This window comes from Achromobacter sp. GD03932, from assembly GCF_029839485.1.
Classification (GTDB): Bacteria; Pseudomonadota; Gammaproteobacteria; order Burkholderiales; family Burkholderiaceae_B; genus Achromobacter; species Achromobacter bronchisepticus_A.
The window spans coordinates 45,722-64,473 of the sequence record NZ_JAOCAT010000019.1 but is presented as its reverse complement, the minus strand read 5'-3'; the positions used below and the strand labels follow the sequence as shown (position 1 = coordinate 64,473).

Genomic DNA, 18,752 nt, shown 5'->3' with positions numbered 1-18,752 from the left:
GTTCGATTCCTATTCCGTGGAGGGCGAGGCGACCAGCCCGGCGCAGACGGCCAGGTGCCACAAGCCGCGCTCGGTGGCGTTCTGCGCCTGTTCGGGCGTGCCCAGGCCGTAGTGCTGCATGGCCTGGATGTAGCGCCGGCACAGCGCGGCGTCGCCGCAAAGCACGATGCGGGGCAGTTCGCCCTGCTGCTGCAGCATGCCGGCCAGCGCCGCGATTTCATGGCCGATGAGCAGGCCCGACAGATAGTCGGCCTGCGATTCGGGCGCCAGTTCGCCGGTCAGGCCGAGCGCGCGCGTGCTGAAGATGGTGGACAGCACGCCCGCGCGCCCGGCCGGCGCCCCGGCGACCTTCAGGCCGCGTTCGAAGGCGGCCATGTCGGCGCTGGCGGCGTCGGCCATGGTCCGGCCCAGGATGGTGTGGCCGCGCAGCGCCGCGTAGACCTCGCCAGTCATGAAGGTGTCGAAGTGGGTGACGCGGCCGCGGCGGGCGCTGACCCACTTCGAATGGGTGCCGGGCAGGCCGATCAGGACGCTGTCGGCGCTGCGGGTCGCCTGGTCCGCCATCACGCCGACGACCTGGGTTTCTTCGCCGCGTATGACGTTGGGCAGGCCGTGGCGCTGGATCAGGCCGGGCACGATGTGCAGGGCGGGGCCGCCCTCGCGCTCGACCTTGGTCAGCAGCGTGCCGATGCGCTGCAGGTCGACCGGCACGTCCAGGTAGGCGGCTTCCTTCCAGCCCTGGGCGCTGCCGACCATGCCGCAGGCGATCACCGGCAGGGCCGGTTCGGCGCGCAACCAGTCGCCGCAGGCTTGTTCGAAAGCCAGTTCGAAGCCCGACAGGGCGGTGGTGGCGGCGCCGTCCTGCAGCGGCTGCGGCAGGCGCATGATGCCCCAGGGCAGATGGCGCGTATCCAGCGTGCGGCCGGCGGCATCCAGCCGGTAGGCGCGCAGCGAGGAGGTGCCCCAATCCAGCGCGATAAGCGCCGCGCGGGCGGGAGATCCGGTAGTCATCAGAAGCTGTCTCGTTTCCGGCCGCAAACCGGGCTGCGGACGCGCGGTGAGGCTGGCGCGGGGCAGGGTTCTGCGGACCTTGTTGTCTCATGCCTGCCGGGCGTAGGTGAGCGCGCGGCGGGCGATGGGAAAAATTCTAGATCAGCGCTTGAAAAATCTCAAAATATAGAATTAAATCCCATATATAGGGAATAAATGGCGGTGAAGCTTGTTTCACCTCCTCGGCGTTCTTTGCGGGAATCGCCCGCAATCCGCGTCTTATCCCCGCATCCCGCCGCGATCGCGGCGGTTATGCTTGCACTCGTCTCTTGTTGCCCGGCCTCGCTTTCATGACCTCCACGCAGACTCCCGACCGTACGCCCACCCTGGATCCCGATGCCGCCGCGCCCGCGGGCACGCAGACGCTGATGCGCGGCCTGGCGGTGGTGCAGGCCGTGTCCGGCGGCGCGCGCGACCTGAAGGAAATCTGCGCCCGCATCGGCGTGGCGCGCAGCACCACGCACCGGCTGGCCAGTTGCCTGGTGCAGGAACGCTATCTGCGGTCTTTGCCCGGCGTGGGCTATGTGCTGGGGCCGAAGCTGATCGAACTGGGCTTCCAGGCGCGCGAAGCCTTTCCGATGGCGACGCTGGCGCGTCCCTACCTGGACAGCCTGGCTGAGCAGACGGGCGACACCATCCACCTGGCCGTGCGCGACAACGACGAAGTCCTGTACCTGGAAAAGATCCCCGGCAAGAAGGGGCTGGAGATGCGCTCCCGCGTGGGGCACCGCATGCCGCTGGCCGCCACCGGCGTGGGCAAGGCCTTGCTGCTGGATACCGAAGAGCCGCAATGGAAAGCGCTGTACCGCGTCGGCGCGCCGGTGTCGTCGCGCGCGGGAGGCGGCAGCCCGACCTGGGAGGCCTTCCGCGACCGCATGCGCGACTATGCCGCCCACGGCTATGCGTTCGATCTGGAAGACAACGAGCCCTCGATCCGTTGCGTGGCGGCGCCCGTGCGCGACGCTTCCAGCGGCATCGTCGCGGCGATCAGCGTGTCCAGCACGGTGCCCTACATGTCGCTGGAGCGCATGCGCGACATGGTCGCCGTGGTGCAGGGCGCCGCGGCGGGGATTTCAGCGGAACTGGGGTGGAAGGTGGACCGCGGCTGAGGCCGCGGCCCTGCGTCTTATTCCAGCGGCAGCGTCAGCACGCCCTGCGGGGCCGGACGCATCATGACGCGACGGTACCAGGCCGACAGCGCCGGCGTGTCGGGCCGTTCGATCGGCAGGGCCAGCCAGCGGTGGGCCGAGCAGACCAGGGCGATATCGCCCATGGTCAGGTGGCGGCCAGCGATGAACTCGCGGCCCTGCAGGGCCTGGTCCAGGATCTGGGCGCGCGCATTTGAACGCTTGACCGAGTTTTCGATGGCGGCGCGGTCGCGCTTATCCTCGGGCGTGCGGATCAGGCCCAGGAACGCGGGCCCCATGACGCCTTGCCATTCGGTGGCCTGCCAGTCCATCCAGCGGTCCGCATCCGCGCGCATGCAGACGTCTTCTGGCCACAGGCTGCCCGCGCCGTAGCGCGCGGCCAGATAGCGCACGATGGCGTTCGATTCCCACAGCACGAAGCCGCCGTCGTCGATGAGCGGCACGGTGCGGTTGGGATTCAGCTTGGCGAATTCGGGTGTGTCGACCACGCCGAACGGGCCGCCCGCCTGAATGAAGGAATGTGGCAGCGCCAGTTCGCGCACCGCCAGCATGACTTTCTGAACGTTGACGGAAGTCAGGCGTCCCCAGATCTTCAACATAACCATTCCTTGTAGTGTCAGACGGGCGGCAGCTGCCGCCGTGCAAAGCCGCTGTCGCGCGCAAAGCGCGTCCAGTTGAAAGCGGGCCCGGGGTCGGTCTTGCGCCCGGGGGCGATGTGCTCGTGCCCCCAGGCTGCCGCCAGGGGATAGCGCGCGCGCAGCACTGGCGTCAGCTTGCGCAGGGCCAGGTACTGGGGTTCGGCATAGGGCAAGGTGTCAGTGCCTTCCAGCTCGATGCCGATGGAAAAATCGTTGCAGCGTTCGCGGCCTGCAAAGCGCGACACGCCCGCATGCCAGGCGCGTTCGTCGGTGGACACGAACTGGACGATGCTGCCGTCGCGGCGGATGAAGAAATGCGCCGACACGCGCAGGCCGCGCAGCCGTTCCAGCCAGGGATGCGAACCGTAGTCCAGGGTGTTCAGGAACAGCCCCGCGACTTCAGGGCCGCCAAATTGGCCCGGCGGCAGGCTGATGTTGTGCAGCACCAGCAGCGACGCCTGCGCGCCGCCGGGGCGCGCATCGCGGTTGGGGGAGGGCATGAGCGAAACACCCGGGGCTGGCGCCAGCCAGCCATGACGATCCAGAAGCAAGGCCATGGGAAGAGAGCATGCGTGTGGTTTCCAACACGCATTATGCCGTGCGGGGCGGCAAGCCTCTAATCAGGCGGATCAGTGCCGGGCCGGGCCCAGACGCGCGTGTTCCGCGCTGCACCAGGTCTGGCCGTTCTGCTGCAAGGCCTCGGAGCGGGGCAGATGGATGCCGCAGTGGGCGCAGCGCACCATGGACTCCAGCGGCTTGGGGCCGCGCGCATCGGTCTTGGGCTTTTTCGCGCCCTGCTGGCCGGCTTGCCGCGTGGCTGCCATGCGGCCGGCCAGGCGGGCCACGAACAGCACCAGGATGATCAGAACAATCCAGAACAGCAACTTGCCCACTTCAACCTCGATGCAGAATCATTTCCAGCACGAACCGGCTGCCGGTATAGGCCAGAATCAGGAACCCGAAACCCGTCAGCGTCCAGCGCAGGGCGACGCGGCCGCGCCAGCCCCAGATGTGGCGGCCGGCCAGCAGCACGCCGAAGGTCAGCCATGACAACAGCGTGAACACGGTCTTGTGGTCGAACGGCAGGATCTTGCCCGTCAGCTTCATGGACGCCACGGATCCCGTGCCCACGGCCAGCGTCAGCACGATGAAGCCGATCCAGATGATGCGGAACAGCAGCTGTTCCTGCACCAGCAGCGGCGGCTGGGAGTCCAGCACGCGGCCGATGATGCTGCGTTCGGCGGGGGCGTCCAGCGGACGGTGCAGGTGGCGGTCCAGCAGCGCCATCATCATGGCGTGCAGCGCGGCGATGGTGATCAGGCCGTAGGCCGCCAGGGCGATCAGCAGGTGGACGCGCAGCCAGGCGTCATTGGCGTGGGGCACGAACTGGCCCTGGGGGAAGATGGCGGCCAGGCCGCTGGCGATGGTGGCTGCCGGCAGCAGCAGCAATTGCAGGCCGTCTATGCGCACCAGCAGGCTTTCCAGCCAGAACACCACCATGCCCAGCCAGATGGCGGCGGACAGGGCCAGCGCCCACCCTATGAACAGGTGCTGGGTGCCCAGCATCGATTGTTGCAGCCCGATTCCATGGAGAACCAGGGCTCCCAGCAGGCACAGGCGGGCGATTTTTCCCGTCTGTTCCACGCCGCCGGCGCCGGCCAGGCGGATCCAGAGCGACCCCCCGAGCACCGCGTACGCCAAGGCAGCCGCCGTGTGAAATACAATGCCTAGTGACATAGAAACCGTTGTCTGGATGGGGCCTTGGGGCGCATGCCGCCCGAAAGCGCAGAATCCGCGCCTGCGGCCACCGTTCAATCAACTAGTTTAAGCGGAAACGCCTCTCATGCTCGATAACCTAACTCAACGCCTGTCGCGCGTCGTCAAGACGCTGCGCGGGGAAGCCCGCCTGACCGAGGCCAACACCCAGGAGATGCTGCGCGAAGTGCGCATGGCGCTGCTGGAAGCCGACGTGGCCCTGCCCGTCGTGCGCGAGTTCGTCGCGCGCGTGAAGGAAAAGGCGCTGGGCGAAGAAGTCGCCAGCAGCCTCAGCCCGGGCCAGGCCCTGGTGGGCGTGGTCCACAAGGAGCTGACCGCCCTGATGGGCGGCGACCTGGGCGCCGACTCCGGCGAACTGTCGCTGGCGGTGCAGCCGCCCGCCGTCATCCTGATGGCAGGCCTGCAGGGCGCCGGCAAGACCACCACCACCGGCAAGCTGGCGCGCTGGCTCAGTGAAGGCCAGCACACCCAGCACGGCCGCAAGACCGGCAAGAAGAAAGTGCTGGTGGTGTCCGCCGACGTCTATCGCCCGGCCGCTATCGATCAGCTGAAGAGCGTGGCAGCCCAGGTGGGCGTGGACTTCCTGCCGTCCGACCCCAGCCAGAAGCCCGAGGACATCGCCCGCAACGCGGTGGACCATGCGCGCCGCCATCACTATGACGTGCTGATCCTGGACACGGCCGGCCGCCTGGGCATCGACGAGGCCATGATGCGCGAAATCCGCGCGTTGCATGACCTGGTCAAGCCGGTGGAAACGCTGTTCGTGGTCGACGCCATGCAGGGCCAGGACGCGGTCAACACCGCGCGCGCCTTCGCCGAAGCGCTGCCCCTGACCGGCGTGGTGCTGACCAAGCTGGACGGCGACGCCCGCGGCGGCGCGGCCCTGTCGGTGCGCTACGTCACCGGCAAGCCGCTGAAGTTCGTCGGCGTCTCGGAAAAGCTCGATGGCCTGGAGCCCTTCTACCCCGAGCGCATGGCGCAGCGCGTGCTCGGCATGGGCGACATCGTGTCGCTGGTCGAACAGGCTCAGAAGAACATCGACATCGCCGAAGCCCAGAAGCTGGCCGCGAAGATCAAGTCGGGCAACAAGTTCGACCTGAACGACTTCCGCGACCAGCTCGGCCAGGTGAAGAAGCTGGGCGACATGGGCTCGCTGCTGGAAAAGCTGCCGGCCCAGTTCCAGCAGGCCGCTGGCCAGCTGCAGGGTGGGCAGGCTGAAAAGCAGCTGCGCCGCACCGAAGGCATCCTGAATTCCATGACCGCGGCCGAACGCGCCAAGCCCGAACTCATCAAGGCCTCGCGCAAGCGCCGCATCGCGGCCGGTTCCGGCGTGCCGGTGCAGGAAGTCAACCGCCTGCTCGCGCAGTTCGACCAGATGCAGGGCATGATGAAGCAGATGAAGAAGGGCGGCATGGCCAAGATGATGCGCGCCATGGGCGGCATGAAGGGCTTGGGCCGCTTTGGAATGAAGTGAGGCCCCCCGCGGCGCGCGCACTGCGTGCGCTTGCGGTGCCCCCACGCTTCGCTCACTGCGTGAGTTCTCTGCCCCCCGAGGGGGGCTCTTTTTCCTTGGGGCGGCCCGGCGGAAAAAGGCCTTCTTGCGCCGGACTGGAATGCCCCTGTTGGGGCTTTTTTATTGGAGAGACGGGCAAAAAAATGGCCAGACGTTGCGTCTGGCCAAGTAATCGCGGCTAGCAGGGGGCGCCTGCCGCGATGCAAGCCGGAAAGCGCATGGGTGCCTTCCGGCCTGTCCGATTTATCGCAATGATCAGGACAGGGGCGGGATGCGCAGCACCTGGCCCGGATAGATCTTGTCGGGGCTGGTCAGCATGGGCTTGTTGGCTTCGAAGATCAGGTTGTTCTTCGCGCCCTGGCCCTTGCCGTATTGCGCCTCGGCAATCTTCCACAGGTTGTCGCCCTTCTGTACCGTGTACATCTTGGCTTCCGGGGTGGCCTGCTTCACCTTCAGTTGGTTGTCCACCTGGGCCACGCCCACGGTGTTGCCCAGCGCCAGAGTGATCTTCTCGGCCGCTTCCGTGCTGAGGGCCTCGCCCGCCACCGTGACCTTGTCGCCATCGACCGAGATCTGCAAGCCGTCGGCATTCAGGCCGTGCTTATCGAGCTCTTTCTTCAATTCGTCCGCCGTCGCGGCCTTGGCCTCGCTGGCGCCGAAGAGCTTTTCTCCAACGTCCTTGATGAAATTGAGCAGACCCATAGTGTTTCCTTTATCTATGTTGCGGTGAGAGAAACAAGTGCCATCAGGGCTTTTGGCCCATGAACATTTTGCGCACGACGCCGGCGATCAGGGTCAGCACGGCGCCACCGACGCCGCCGCCGACCACGCTGCTGGCGATCGCGGAAAGATCCAGTCCCGTATTGCCCGCTGCAACCGCGTTCGCTCCTGCGGTGATCATCGGAGCCAGCCAGGAACCCCCAGCCAGGCCGCCGATGGCGCCTGCGATGGTGTTGCCCAACGGGCCCAGATTGAACTGCTGGAGCATCTTTCCCAGGCCATTGCCCCCGGCTGCGCCGGCGACAAGCTGGATGATCAGGTTGATGATGACTGCGGTGTTCATGATGCCTCCTCTGCCCCGCGAGGGCGATGTGCAACGCTAGAACAACAGCAAGACAAGAGAGTACGAAACCAGCAGGAACGATTATGACTCGCACATTCCCCGCGCGACGAGGGGTTAACGTGTAACAGGTTGCTAGCCTGTTGGCAGACTACGCAAGAATGCTGGTCAGTTTGCAGGGAATGCGCCGCGATCGGTCTAAACCGCATCGGGCGCGCGGCTACATACGACAAGGGCCGCTATTGCAGCGGCCCTTGTCTTGGCAGTTTTTCAACGCGGCGCAGGCGTCAGCCGCCGCCCACGGCCACCACGATTTCGACCTGGTCGCCGTCCGTCAGCGCGGTCTGCGCGTGCTGGCTCTTGGGCACGATTTCGCCATTGCGTTCCACGGCCACGCGCTTGCCGGCATAGCCCAGGGCCTCCAGCAGTTCGTTCACGGTCGTGTCCAGGGGAAACTCCCGTGCGTCTCCGTTCAGGGTGATGTGCATGCAGGTCTCCTCAGTTATCGCGCATAGCCGTCGGTGGCGGCGATCAGCCGCGCCAACGTGCCGGGTTCGTCAAACGCATGGCCCGCGTCCGGGACCAGGTGGAATTCGGCTTCGGGCCAGGCGCGGTGCAGGTCCCAGGCGGTGCGCGCGGGCGTGCAGACGTCGTAGCGCCCCTGCACGATGGTGCCCGGAACGCCGCGCAGCTTGTGCGCGTCGCGGATCAACTGGCCTTCTTCCATGAAGCCGTGGTTCACGAAGTAGTGGTTCTCGATGCGTGCGAATGCCAGCGCGGCACGGTCGGCGGCATGGCTTTGCTGATGGCGCGGGCTGGGCAGCAGCGTGATGGTGCTGTCTTCCCACTTGCTCCAGGCCTTGGCCGCGCGCAACTGCTCGGCCGGGTCATCGCCCGTCAGGCGCTTGTGATACGCGGCCACCAGGTCGCCGCGCTCGTCTTCCGGAATCGGCGCCAGATATTCTTCCCAGCGGTCGGGGAATAGCCACGACGCGCCTTCCTGATAGAACCACTGGATTTCTGCCTTGCGTAGCCCGAAAATGCCCCGCAGCACCAGCTCGCTCACGTGCGATACATGCGTTTCCGCATAGGCCAGCGCCAGCGTCGAACCCCAGGACCCGCCGAACACCAGCCACTTTTCCGCGCCCATGACCTCGGTGCGCAGGCGCTCGATGTCGGATACCAGATGCCAGGTCGTGTTGTTCTCCAGACTGGCGTGGGGCCGCGAACGGCCGCAGCCGCGCTGATCGAACAGCAGCACGTTGTAGCGCTGCGGATCGAATAGCTGCCGATGCACGGGCGAGCAGCCGCTGCCGGGGCCGCCATGCAGGAACACGGCGGGCTTGCCCTGCGGATTGCCGCAGAGTTCCCAGTAGATCTGGTGGCCGTCGCCGGTGTCCAGCGTGCCTTGGCGGTAGGGTTCGATGGGCGGGTATAGCATCAGGCGACTCGCTTGAAGATCAGGTCCCAGACGCCGTGGCCCAGGCGCAGGCCGCGGTTCTCGAATTTGGTCAGGGGGCGGTAATCGGGGCGGGGGGCGTAGCCGTCCGCGGTGTTCGCAAGCTGCGGCTCGTTGCCCAGCACTTCCAGCATCTGCACCGCGTAGTCTTCCCAATCGGTGGCGCAATGGATATAGCCGCCCGGCGCGATGCGGCTGGCCAAGAGCGAGATGAACGCGGGCTGGATCAGGCGGCGCTTGTGATGGCGCTTCTTGGGCCACGGATCCGGGAAGTAGATGTGCACGCCGGCCAGCGAATCGGGGGCGATCATGTCGCGCACCACTTCCACGGCGTCGTGCTGGATGATGCGCAGGTTCGGGATGCTGGAGTCTTCAATGCGGCGCAGCAGCGAGCCGACGCCGGCGTTGAACACTTCCACGCCCAGGAAGTTGTCGCCCGGGCGCGCCAGCGCGATCTTCTCGGTGGTCTCGCCCATGCCGAAACCGATCTCCAGCACCGTCGGCGCCTGCCGGCCGAAGGCGGCGGCGGGATCCAGGCGGCGCGGCGCATACGGGATGGACCATTGGCCCATCAGGCGCTCGAGCGCGGCCAGCTGGCCCTGCGTAATGTGGCCGCGGCGGTGCACGAAACTGCGGATATGGGTCGCGCCGGGGCTGTTGGGAGCGTGGGCGGTACTGGCCAGCGCAGCCTGCGTTTCCGGGGAAACGGCGGTAGCCGAGGGTTCGCCGCCAGGCGTCGCGGGGGTGCTTGCGGCAGCCGGGGCCGAGGCGGCTGCGGGGTTGTTTTCGGGGGTGTTCGTATTCATAGCCCGAATTGTAGTGGCAGGCCCGGCGCGCCGCTGTCGCCCAGATGCACTAAATTGGGGACATATTTACAACCTTGAGGCTGAGGGCCGCTGCGGCAGGGCGACGGCAGGCGGCGGCGATGAAAAAAGGCGCGCTATAATCGCCGCCTCTGCTTCGGCTTTGCGCCGAGGGCACGACACCCGAGCGGGTGTAGTTCAATGGTAGAACGGCGGCTTCCCAAGCCTCAAGCGTGGGTTCGATTCCCATCACCCGCTCCACTGCATCAATCTGCGGACTTCCGCAGAAGTCCAAGAGAGTCTGCAAGTCGTTGCCACACAAGGACTTTTCCTCTCTTTGACGTTCTGCCGCGGTCCACTGCGATCCGCCTACAGCCGGGACTTTTAAGTCCACAAACAAGTCCATTTTTGCGGGTGCGGCTGATTCCGGATTGTTGATGGAGGGGCGAGGTCGACGTGACCAGCATCTGGTTCCTGACTCATGTTCAGGAGCAAGAGCATGGCACTCTCAGACCTGGCCGTTCGGCAGGCCAAGGCAACTGGCAAGGCATACACCCTCCCTGACTTGGATGGCCTCTCCCTGGCCGTCACGGCTGCAGGGGGCAGGACTTGGCACTTCCGCTACTACTGGGCGGGCAAGCAGAAGCGGATGTCGCTCGGCACCTACCCGGAGGTGACGCTTCGCGAGGCCCGCAGCCTGCGCGACGAAGCGCGCGCCCTGCTGGCCAAAGGCACCAATCCTCGCGTTCACCGCAAGCAGAAGCGCACCGCTGTCCGGCTCGCCGACGAAAACACCTTCGAGGCGGTGTATCGCAAGTGGCTCAAGCATCGCGGGCTCAGCCTCAAGGAAGGCCGGCAGACGACCCTCTCGATCCTTCCGCGCATCTTCGACAAGGATGTGCTGCCCGCCTTGGGCAAGCGGTCGATCTATGAGATCAAGCGTCCCGACCTCTTGGAGGTGATCGCCAAGATCGAGAAGCGCAGGGCACTCTCCGTCGCCGAGAAAGTCAGGACGTGGTTCAACCAGCTGTTTCGCTACGCGCTGGTGATCGTGCCGGGCCTGGAGCAGAACCCCGCCGCCGATCTCGATGTGGTGGCGCTGCCGCTGCCACCCGTCAACCACAACCCGTTCCTGCGCATGGCCGGGCTGCCGAAGCTGTTGCAGCGGCTGCGCAGCTATCGCGGCAGGCGGCAGACCCAGCTCGGGCTGCGGCTATTGCTGCTGACCGGCGTGCGAACCGGCGAGCTGCGACAGGCAATGCCGGATCAATTCGATCTGGACCGTGGGCTGTGGATCATCCCGGCCGACGTCGTGAAGCAACTCCAGTTGGATATGCGCAAGAAGCGGCAGCAGGCGAAGGACATCCCGCCCTACATCGTGCCGCTGTCGATTCAGGCCATGGAGATCGTCCGGCACCTGCTCAATGAGTTCAAGCCGGCCCAGCGCTACCTGTTCCGGCACGACAGCGACTTGAAGAAGCGCATCAGCGAGAACACGCTCAATGGTGCCCTCAAGCGCATGGGCTATCAGGAACGCCTGACCGGACACGGCATCCGCGGCACGATGTCCACTGCGCTCAACGAGATCGGCTACCCGAAAGTCTGGGTGGATGCACAGCTCTCGCATGTCGATCCCAACAAGGTCAGCGCGACCTACAACCATGCCGAGTACGTGGAGCAGCGTCGCCGCATGATGCAGGACTGGGCCGATCGGCTCGACCTCTTCGAGCAGAACCAGGTCGAGGCGGCCAGCATGCCGCTCACCGTGCATCTGGAAGGCGTGCCCGCGTTCCCGAATGAGCAAACCGCAAGCGCACCTTCCACGCCGGTTGCCGCTTCGCCAATCCTGCTGGTGACGAAGCCGGGTGACGCCATGCCGTTGGTTTCTGCCGCCGCACATCGGCTGCCGGCGGTTCCGCCCCCTCGATCGGCCGCGCCGCTGGTGCCTTCGGACATTCAGCGCGAGAGGATGGAACTGTTCGATGTCTTCGAAGCGCCGCACAACCTTCCCGTCGCGGCGTTTGCCAAGATGGCGGGCAAGTCCCGCAGGTGGATCAGCTACGAGATCAAGGCGGGCAACTTGCTGGCGTTGAACGTGGGCAACCGCGGCCAGCGCGTGCCGGATTGGCATCTCGACCCACTCAAACACGAGCTGATCCAGTCCGTCCTCAAGCTGACCAGGGGTGCGGACCCTTGGCAGATCTACCATGCACTGCTGCAACCGCGCTCGATGCTGCGGGGGCATTCGGCACTGAAGGGCGTGACGGCCAGCAATCTCGACAAGCTCGTCATGGCAGTGAGCGCAGCCGTGAAGGAAAGCGAATGGACCCCGCTGCGAGTCGGAGTCGCCTAGCAGCAGGAATGCGGGATCGTGGCGAAACCCCGATCCCCGCGCCTCTGTCAGGACACCAAGCGCGCGCGGCGGGCGAATCTGGCCTGGGTGTCCGACAAGGAAGCGTCGCGGCGGAGCAGGTAAGCCATCACGATCGTTGGTGCGCCGGCCAGCGGCCGCACGGCGATGCCTCGGCGTAGGTAGCTCGCCAGTCTCGCGGCAGGCGCAATGGCGATCCCGTACCCGGCGGCAACCAGCGTCATCGCCACATCGAATGTCTCCACCGTTTGCTCTCGCTCTTGCAGCGCGTTCTCGAACACACGCTGCACGGTCATGCGCCATGGTTCATCGGCCGTGGACTGCGAGCAGATCAAGGGCTGCTTGAGCACTTCCTGGCGCGGCACTTCACGGTAGGCCAGCAAGTGGGAGCGCTTGGCCACGGCGACCGCCAGCGTGTCATGCCACAGCGGTTCGCATACCCAGCCAGGCCACTGCCGGGCAACCGCAGACAAGGCGAAGTCGAAGCCGTCGTCCGGCATCTCCGCGCCTCGACCGGGATCTGTCCAGCCGGCCAGGACGGCATGGGTCTCCGGCTCTTCGGCACGCTGCAGGGCGAGCACGTCGGCGAGCTGGGGAGGCACCCATTCGCCGAGGACGGCCATGCGAATTTCGGCGGTGATGTCACTCGATTCCACGTCCAGCTCCCCCAGGCGGTGAACTCGTGGCAACTGATCTCGAAGTCGTTGGATGAGTTAAGTTTAACGTGGTTTAAATCGTGACAGTGTTCGACGCTCTTGGCAATGCCAAAGCGTTCGATCCAAAGGGGCCGCCCCACCGGCACCACTACCTACGAAGCGGAACCAGCCATCGCGTTTGGGGCTGCCGTGCGGGAAGAAAGAACCAACCAGGGCATCGCTCAGGAAACGCTGGCCCACATGGCCGGCATCGAACGGTCGCACATGGGCAAGATCGAGCGCGGCGAGCATGTCCCCACGCTCCCTCTCATCCTCAAGATTGCCCGTGCGCTGAAATGCAGTTCCGCCCACTTGATGACTCTGACCGAAGCCAAGCTGGCGGAGTCGGCCCCATCCGCAGATTGAAGCCGGCCCGCACAGCGGTCGCATGCCTACGCCTGATCGTCGTCCTCGGCCCCAAGGGCTGAATCTTCGCGCTTTGCGGCCTCGTTGAGGAGCCGCAGGTATGGGTTGTCTGGCGGCGTCTCCTGGAACAGCGCATCCGGGCTGACGAGCAGGTAGCCGTGCAGCCGGCGCGACTTGCGCGGCCCCGTGACTTCGCAGGTCCAGATGTTCAGCCCGCTCGGCTGCTTGCGGTGCTGTCCCAACTTCTCGAAGCGCTTCTGCACCCACTGCCACCCCTCCAGCTTCTCCTGCTTGGCCAGCGCGGCGACTTGAAGGTACTCCTGCGCGTAGCGCTGGAACACGCCGGGGCTGACGAGGTAGGTCGTACCGGCGACGGTATGCACCAGGGCCTTGGCGTCGTTGATGATGAGCTTGCGCGTCTGGATGCTCTGACGCAGCCAGGCCATGAAGTGCGCCCCGGAGGGCTCCGCGCGATCCTGGGAAGACGCGAGGCTCATCTGCGGCGGGGGCATGGTCGAAGGGGCCGGCTCGGGCTCGGCAACAGGGGAACTCGGGATCTCCGGTGTCGCGGGTGGAGCGGTGTCGCCCAGCAGGTCGAGCAGCGCGGCCACGCCGGCATCCGTGGCTGTGGATGCGATCGGCGCCGCGCTCGCGGATGCAGCTTCGATGCCTTCGGCGCGCGGCCCATCGGCCACCGCCGGCGCCTGCGGCTCCGCCTGTTCCTCCTCGACCTGCACACGGCCTGCGAACGGCGCCGGCCGGTCAGCGGCATCCCAGATCATCGCCGGCGAGAGTTTCAGGAAGGTGAAGGCGTGCGACCAGCCGGCGTCGCTGGTGACGGTAGCCTTCCAGATCGCCTTGCCATCCGGCGTCGGTTGCACGATGCCGTGATCCTGCAGCACGTTGAACACCGCCGTGTTGCTCGCCGGGATGCCGTCGATGCCCTGCGACAGCAGATGGGCGCGCAGCTTGTCGGAGACGGTCTTGCTCACCAGCCACAGAGCGTCTTGGGTCAGCCAGCCGTCCGCCGGGCCGGCCTGGTTCAACTTGAACGCTTCCTTGAGCAGGTAGCGCAAGCCGTCGAGCAATTTGCGTTGCAGCGCATGTTTGGGCGCCGCCAGCGCCTTGCTGGGATCGCCGCCGAGTTCCTGGGCGACCGATGCCTGGTCGGCCTGCACGACCAGCTCGCCGAGCGTGCCGGCGTGCTCGTACTGGCCGGCCAGCACGTACAGCAGCGCGGCCCAGAGGTCGGGATAGCCGCTGAGCCAGTCGAAGATGTCCCGATCGAGAAGGCGCGCGTAGAGCAGCCCGGTGGCGGCGCTGTGCAGGCGGTACTCACGCTCCTTTCGGTAACGGAAGCGGTAGGGCTTTCGCAGCGGGCCGTGCCAGGGATGCCAAACGCTGCCGTCTGCATGCTCGACGTGCAGATCGACCGCAATCTTGCCGATGTCGTGCAGCAGGGCCGCGTAGGCCGTGCCTGCGGTCCAGGCTTCGGCCTGTGCCGCCTGTGCCTCCGGCGTGACGCCCGCAGGCAGCAGGTATGACTGCCGCAGCTTCAGCGCATAGGCGACGATTTCCAGGCCGTGGTCCAGCATGCCGCCCGGATAGGCGTGGTGGTGGTTCTCGGAGGCCGGGAACTGCTGGACCAGCTCGGCGTAGCGCTCCAGTGGGGCGAGGTAGAGCGTGGCGAACTGCCGGCGCGAGAGCGATGTGCGCTGCCAGATGTGTTCCAGCAGTTTCTGCCGGCGCGGCGTGGCCAGCAGCGATGCGGCCGACTCCGGCCGCATCGACCCTTTCTGAGGCTCGATGGCGGAGGTGGGCGGTGTGCCGGCGGCGGGTGGCACCCTTTTGCGCTGGAACAGCGAGAGCATGGCGAACCCCGGATGACGGGCTGCTCGGGGCGCCTTTTGGCCTTTTCAGGATAGGGCCTTTCCCCTTGGCGCCCTTCCTTTGCCCCTTCCCAGCCCTTTGGCCTTTGTCGGAAGCCTTTGGGTATAGGGCCGCTGCTTCGCGGGTGCCACGATGAATGCGGCATGGGGCAATCCCGGCAAGTGGGGCGCTGCGGGATGTTCGTCAGCTCTGGCCCAAGCCGGTGTCGAGGGCGGCGGATTGCGCTGCGAAGTCGTCGGGACGGCGCTTGCGGAAGGTTTCGAGATTGGCAAGCTTCCAGCGCAGTGCCGGCAGTTGCGCGGCGTGCTGGCACTGCACCAGCGACCAGTCCGGTTCTGCGCGCGCCAGCCCGCTCAGAAACCGCCTGTGCGCGGTGCTCAGTCGCTGTGGCAGCTCGCGCCGCAGCCTGCCGCGAGCGTCGAGCAGTGTCTCCAGGGAGCAGTCCACTTCGGTCATGCCGACAAAGGCCCGCTCGTACTCGCCGGCGATGTCCTTGTCGTTGCCGAACAGCACTTCGTGAGGCGGCCGGTTGTGGCCCGCCAAATAGATCACGAAGCACTCGACCATGCCGTCGCTGATGTCGCCCGATTCGTAGAGCTGCCACACGTCGAACAGGTCGCGGGGGTGCTGTCGATCCAGCGCGGCCACCAGCTTGCTGGCGTACAGCTCGTCCGGTGCCAGAACCGGCAGCTCGAACTCGACGCCGAACAGATCGCTGGTCTTGGCGCTCAGCGGCCGCCGCTCGACGGGCAGCACGCTGCCGCGGAACACGACATTGACCTCGATCTTCACCTGGCTGGCGTCGTTCTCGACGATCAGCTTGGTGTCTCCCAGGTCCTTGGCGCGAACCAGGCGTGTCTGCACGCCCAGTGGCGCAACGCGCGTGGCGATGGCGGCCAGCTCCTGGTTGATGGCTTGCAGCGCTTCGTCGCGCGGCGTCTGCCACGGGAGGTACACCACGTCGATGTCCACCGAAAGGCGCGGCATGTCCCGCACGAAGAGGTTGATGGCCGTGCCGCCCTTCATGGCGAAGATGTCGTTGGCGAACACGTCGGGCGCGACGGCCAGCAGCAGGCGAACGGTGTCCGCGTAGGTCTTATCCATGAGGTCTCAGGCTCAGCAAGGTGCCGTCATCGAGCCGGCTCATCCACCGCGTGTTGCTGCCGGTGCGAACCGGGTACTGCTCCAGCAGGGCATCGACATCCACGAGGCTGGTCTCGCGCGCCCAGGTCAGGAACAGGCGCACGGCCTTCACGCTGGCGCAGCAGGACAGCAGTTGCCCGAGCAAGTCCTTGCGGGGGGAACGCAGTCCATCGAAGAGGTTGCGGGCCTCTTCGAGGCTCTGCTTGACGCCGGCTTCGTACAGCAGCTCCAGCATGGCACGCTCGGGGGCTGCCACCCGCAGATCCTCGGGCAGGCCAGGCGGCGTGGTCAGGGTCTTGCCGGCCAGCGCCGTGTCCGGCCAGTCGAACAGGCGGGCGTGGACGTAGCGGGCCGGAAAGCGCGAAGTGAACCAGGCCGGCAACGCGAAGCGACCGTCGCCCCACAGCACCAGCGCCTCCCGGCTGCCCAGGTTGTGCCGCACCCCCTGCAGGGCCAGGGCGCTCTTGCCGCCGACGTGGAGGCCGGGCACGCGCTGTTGCAGGAACTTCAGCGCACCGTAGACCCCGAACTCATCGTTCGGGAAGGCATAGACGCCATGGGCCAGGCGCACGAGCCACCCGCCGTCGGCATAGTGGGCGGCGAGCTGGGGCGACACCCCGAACTGGCTCAGGGTGGCAAGGTCGAACGGCGCCCCACGGGGGAGTCCCGCCTGGAGTCGCTTGATTACCTGGTGCCGAGAATTTCCATCCATGTTATAAAAATAACACAGAATCTAATCGACTCCTAGAGCCATTGCAAGAACGTGCATGGAAAGTAGCATAAGGTTTTATTTATAGTGCAGAATCTAATCGACCTGCGACCCGAGCCAACCCGGCTCTGCCGGCCGCAACCCGCCCTCCTGATCGCGGTCTATGCTGGAGGGCAGGCCACGACCGGCCGCTCCGCGAGGTGAGGCACCACTGAAGCCGAGGCATATGAGCATGACCACCAACACGCACAACGGGCGCTGGAGCCACCGGCTGGGCCGGGGGGCTGGCCGTGCCTGGCGTGGATACCTGCGCCGCGAGCAGCGTGTCGCCGGCTGGCTGGTGACGCGCGGGGTGCCCGCGGGCGCGGCGACGGCGGTGCTCTGGATCGTCAAGCTCGCCGTGCTCGGTGCGCTGCTCTACTCCGCGTTCTGGCTGGCCCTGCTGCTTGCCTTTGCGGTGACTGCTGCATGGCTCGTGCAGCACGACGACCCTGATCAAGAGGAACCGCAACCCGAGTGGAGGGAAGGCCCCAACGGCTTCGGGCTTTATGACAAGAGCGACTGGCGCATCGACCCGCATGTGACCGACGACGACTGAACGGCGGTCACTTCTTCGATACGGCGCTCATTGCCATACCAGCGCCACGCCCCCCAGCGCCCTTGGCGTCCGAGGTGGCGGTGGACAACCCCTGCACGATATTTCCCGTGCGAACGCCTGCCCAAGCCAATGCCATGACCCAAAACGTCGGCAGCACGATGAACATCATCGCCATGACGAAGTTAAGGAGCATGTCGCCAAAGGCGTTGTTCAAACCGATCAACGGATCGAAGTTCGTGTGCGGCCTGTCCGCGCCAAACCCCCAGCCGTAGAGCGCGTCCAGGATCGTGCTGTCGATCCAGCGCGCGAGCTGGAACCAGAAGTCCACGAAGAACAGCGCGAACTGGACGCAGCTCACCGTCACCACCGTCTTCAGGTCGTAGGTGCCGATCAGCAGCACCAGCGGGATGCAGATGACGAGCGCCATCTTGAGCATCGTCAGCACCATCGGCAGCGCTTGGCGCACCACGTCCATCGCCGGAAAGAAGCCCAGCGAGCCGACGGTCAGCCCCAGGTCGCTCGCGCCGCGCGTGACGATGTTCGGCAGCGTCTTGTCGATCTGGCCGCCGTAGTCGGTGTAGACGGCGCCCTGGTTCATCTTCTGCTGCCGCGGTGAGACGACGGCGCGGATCACCGAGTCATTGACCTCGCTCTGCGACAGGAAGCCCACCCAGCGCCCGATGCGGGTCAGCAGGTCCGGGTCGACCTGTGCCAGCAGCCGGCTGCGCAGTCCCTGGCCGCCATCGGCCCACCACTGCCGGCAGGACGGATAGCCGCCGCCGCTGTCCACCTGTGCCAGCCCCGCATCGCGGGTCGCGTCGTAGGGCCAGGCCGTGCGTGGGGTCCTGGCGCGATAGGTGTCATAGAACCCGGGCGTGTCGAGGAAGTAACTCGACCCGATCCAGGTGACGTCGTTCATCTGCTCGTCGGAGAGCGTCGGCCGGTTCATGAACAGCTTGGCGCGCGACGGCCCGTAGCAGTCGTGCGTGAAGTCGGCGACCTCCTGTGCCAGCACCGGATCGTCGATGCGCGTGGCATCCACATCCATGCGAATCTGACGCAGGTCCGTGCCGCAGGGAATCGCCGCCACCGCGGAGCCCGTCACGGCTTTCGACAGCGCGTGCATGAAGAACCACCACACCGGCACCAGCGCGCTCTGGTCGTTGAGCGCCGTGTAGACGTTGGACCAGCCCGTGTCGTTGGGCAGCGGGACACTGACCTGGCATTGCGCGGAGCGCGTGGTGTCGAACCTGATCGTGGCGAGATCCACCGGGATGAACGGGATGCCGGCGAACATGATGACCACGATCGCCACCCACACCCGGTTCTCGATGCGCATCGACGACAGCACGCCCTTGTTGCCTTCGTCCGCACCTTCGCTGCGGGCCTTGAGCCACTCCTGGATCACGATGGCCACGAACGGCAGCGCGAACACGCCGCTGGCCACGAGAATGCTCCAGATGCCGTTGTTGACCACCCAAGCCACCAGGGTCAGGTAATACTCCAGGTAGTCCGTGGTGTAGAGCGTCATGC

20 protein-coding genes and 1 tRNA gene are annotated in these 18,752 nt (G+C 66.1%); 6 read left to right on the top strand and 15 right to left on the bottom strand.

The features are described 5' to 3' along the window. Positions 1-9: 9 nt before the first annotated feature. Complete coding sequence (locus tag N5C88_RS18490; RefSeq protein ID WP_059373918.1) at positions 10-1,011, bottom strand: 2-dehydro-3-deoxygalactonokinase; 1,002 nt, start codon at positions 1,009-1,011, stop codon at positions 10-12. 329 nt (positions 1,012-1,340) lie between these two features. On the opposite strand from N5C88_RS18490, the gene N5C88_RS18485 reads away from it, so the two are divergent. After that, positions 1,341-2,159, top strand: a complete 819-nt coding sequence (locus N5C88_RS18485) for an IclR family transcriptional regulator (RefSeq protein ID WP_059374026.1) — start codon at positions 1,341-1,343, stop codon at positions 2,157-2,159. 17 nt (positions 2,160-2,176) lie between these two features. Here the strand turns inward: N5C88_RS18485 and N5C88_RS18480 are convergent, their stop codons facing one another. The 4 genes from N5C88_RS18480 to ccsA all read right to left on the bottom strand — a co-directional run bounded on the left by N5C88_RS18480 (position 2,177) and on the right by ccsA (position 4,573). Further along, positions 2,177-2,797, bottom strand: a complete 621-nt coding sequence (locus N5C88_RS18480; protein WP_059373917.1) for a glutathione S-transferase — start codon at positions 2,795-2,797, stop codon at positions 2,177-2,179. Between the two features lie 17 nt (positions 2,798-2,814). Next, positions 2,815-3,393 (bottom strand): 1,6-anhydro-N-acetylmuramyl-L-alanine amidase AmpD, encoded by a 579-nt coding sequence (gene ampD, locus N5C88_RS18475; RefSeq protein ID WP_280015944.1) that lies wholly within the window; start codon positions 3,391-3,393, stop codon positions 2,815-2,817. Between the two features lie 72 nt (positions 3,394-3,465). Next, a complete protein-coding gene (locus tag N5C88_RS18470) occupies positions 3,466-3,729 on the bottom strand; it encodes a PP0621 family protein (protein WP_280015943.1) in 264 nt (87 codons plus the stop codon). 1 nt (position 3,730) lies between these two features. Then, positions 3,731-4,573, bottom strand: coding sequence for a cytochrome c biogenesis protein CcsA (ccsA, locus tag N5C88_RS18465; protein WP_059373914.1), 843 nt, complete (start codon positions 4,571-4,573; stop codon positions 3,731-3,733). Between the two features lie 106 nt (positions 4,574-4,679). Between ccsA and ffh the strand changes: the two genes are divergently transcribed. Continuing rightward, complete coding sequence (gene ffh, locus N5C88_RS18460) at positions 4,680-6,086, top strand: signal recognition particle protein (RefSeq protein ID WP_280015942.1); 1,407 nt, start codon at positions 4,680-4,682, stop codon at positions 6,084-6,086. Positions 6,087-6,380: 294 nt separating this feature from the next. On the opposite strand, the gene lysM is transcribed toward ffh, so the two are convergent. The 5 genes from lysM to trmB form a co-directional block, all read right to left on the bottom strand. After that, complete coding sequence (gene lysM / locus N5C88_RS18455) at positions 6,381-6,827, bottom strand: peptidoglycan-binding protein LysM (RefSeq protein WP_054459342.1); 447 nt, start codon at positions 6,825-6,827, stop codon at positions 6,381-6,383. A gap of 43 nt (positions 6,828-6,870) precedes the next feature. Further along, positions 6,871-7,188, bottom strand: coding sequence for a hypothetical protein (locus tag N5C88_RS18450; RefSeq protein ID WP_118931500.1), 318 nt, complete (start codon positions 7,186-7,188; stop codon positions 6,871-6,873). A 284-nt stretch (positions 7,189-7,472) separates the two neighbouring features. Next, positions 7,473-7,673: a sulfur carrier protein ThiS gene (thiS, locus tag N5C88_RS18445; protein ID WP_057285417.1), complete on the bottom strand. Its 201-nt coding sequence runs from the start codon at positions 7,671-7,673 to the stop codon at positions 7,473-7,475. Positions 7,674-7,687: 14 nt separating this feature from the next. Next, positions 7,688-8,626 (bottom strand): prolyl aminopeptidase, encoded by a 939-nt coding sequence (gene pip / locus N5C88_RS18440; RefSeq protein WP_059373912.1) that lies wholly within the window; start codon positions 8,624-8,626, stop codon positions 7,688-7,690. Then, positions 8,626-9,450 carry a tRNA (guanosine(46)-N7)-methyltransferase TrmB gene (gene trmB, locus N5C88_RS18435; protein ID WP_165867763.1) on the bottom strand — a complete coding sequence of 275 codons (825 nt, stop codon included), beginning with the start codon at positions 9,448-9,450 and terminating at the stop codon, positions 8,626-8,628. The genes pip and trmB overlap by 1 nt, the downstream gene beginning before the upstream one ends. Positions 9,451-9,634: 184 nt before the next feature. Between trmB and N5C88_RS18430 the strand changes: the two genes are divergently transcribed. Continuing rightward, positions 9,635-9,708: transfer RNA gene (locus N5C88_RS18430), tRNA-Gly, on the top strand. A 238-nt stretch (positions 9,709-9,946) separates the two neighbouring features. Further along, complete coding sequence (locus N5C88_RS18425; RefSeq protein ID WP_088446825.1) at positions 9,947-11,800, top strand: integrase arm-type DNA-binding domain-containing protein; 1,854 nt, start codon at positions 9,947-9,949, stop codon at positions 11,798-11,800. A 47-nt stretch (positions 11,801-11,847) separates the two neighbouring features. On the opposite strand, the gene N5C88_RS18420 is transcribed toward N5C88_RS18425, so the two are convergent. Further along, positions 11,848-12,474 carry a LysR substrate-binding domain-containing protein gene (locus N5C88_RS18420; RefSeq protein ID WP_280015941.1) on the bottom strand — a complete coding sequence of 209 codons (627 nt, stop codon included), beginning with the start codon at positions 12,472-12,474 and terminating at the stop codon, positions 11,848-11,850. A gap of 105 nt (positions 12,475-12,579) precedes the next feature. On the opposite strand from N5C88_RS18420, the gene N5C88_RS18415 reads away from it, so the two are divergent. Next, positions 12,580-12,879: a helix-turn-helix transcriptional regulator gene (locus tag N5C88_RS18415; protein WP_003282197.1), complete on the top strand. Its 300-nt coding sequence runs from the start codon at positions 12,580-12,582 to the stop codon at positions 12,877-12,879. Positions 12,880-12,905: 26 nt separating this feature from the next. On the opposite strand, the gene mobH is transcribed toward N5C88_RS18415, so the two are convergent. The 3 genes from mobH to N5C88_RS18400 all read right to left on the bottom strand — a co-directional run bounded on the left by mobH (position 12,906) and on the right by N5C88_RS18400 (position 16,624). Then, complete coding sequence (mobH, locus tag N5C88_RS18410; protein ID WP_088446826.1) at positions 12,906-14,750, bottom strand: MobH family relaxase; 1,845 nt, start codon at positions 14,748-14,750, stop codon at positions 12,906-12,908. A gap of 202 nt (positions 14,751-14,952) precedes the next feature. Beyond that, positions 14,953-15,873: a nucleotidyl transferase AbiEii/AbiGii toxin family protein gene (locus N5C88_RS18405; protein WP_078568390.1), complete on the bottom strand. Its 921-nt coding sequence runs from the start codon at positions 15,871-15,873 to the stop codon at positions 14,953-14,955. Then, a complete protein-coding gene (locus N5C88_RS18400) occupies positions 15,866-16,624 on the bottom strand; it encodes a type IV toxin-antitoxin system AbiEi family antitoxin domain-containing protein (RefSeq protein WP_088446827.1) in 759 nt (252 codons plus the stop codon). The genes N5C88_RS18405 and N5C88_RS18400 overlap by 8 nt, the downstream gene beginning before the upstream one ends. 223 nt (positions 16,625-16,847) lie before the next feature. Between N5C88_RS18400 and N5C88_RS18395 the strand changes: the two genes are divergently transcribed. After that, positions 16,848-17,219 (top strand): DUF3742 family protein, encoded by a 372-nt coding sequence (locus N5C88_RS18395; protein ID WP_003282186.1) that lies wholly within the window; start codon positions 16,848-16,850, stop codon positions 17,217-17,219. 7 nt (positions 17,220-17,226) lie between these two features. Here the strand turns inward: N5C88_RS18395 and N5C88_RS18390 are convergent, their stop codons facing one another. Next, positions 17,227-18,750 (bottom strand): conjugal transfer protein TraG N-terminal domain-containing protein, encoded by a 1,524-nt coding sequence (locus tag N5C88_RS18390; protein WP_023115033.1) that lies wholly within the window; start codon positions 18,748-18,750, stop codon positions 17,227-17,229. Positions 18,751-18,752 lie beyond the last annotated feature (2 nt).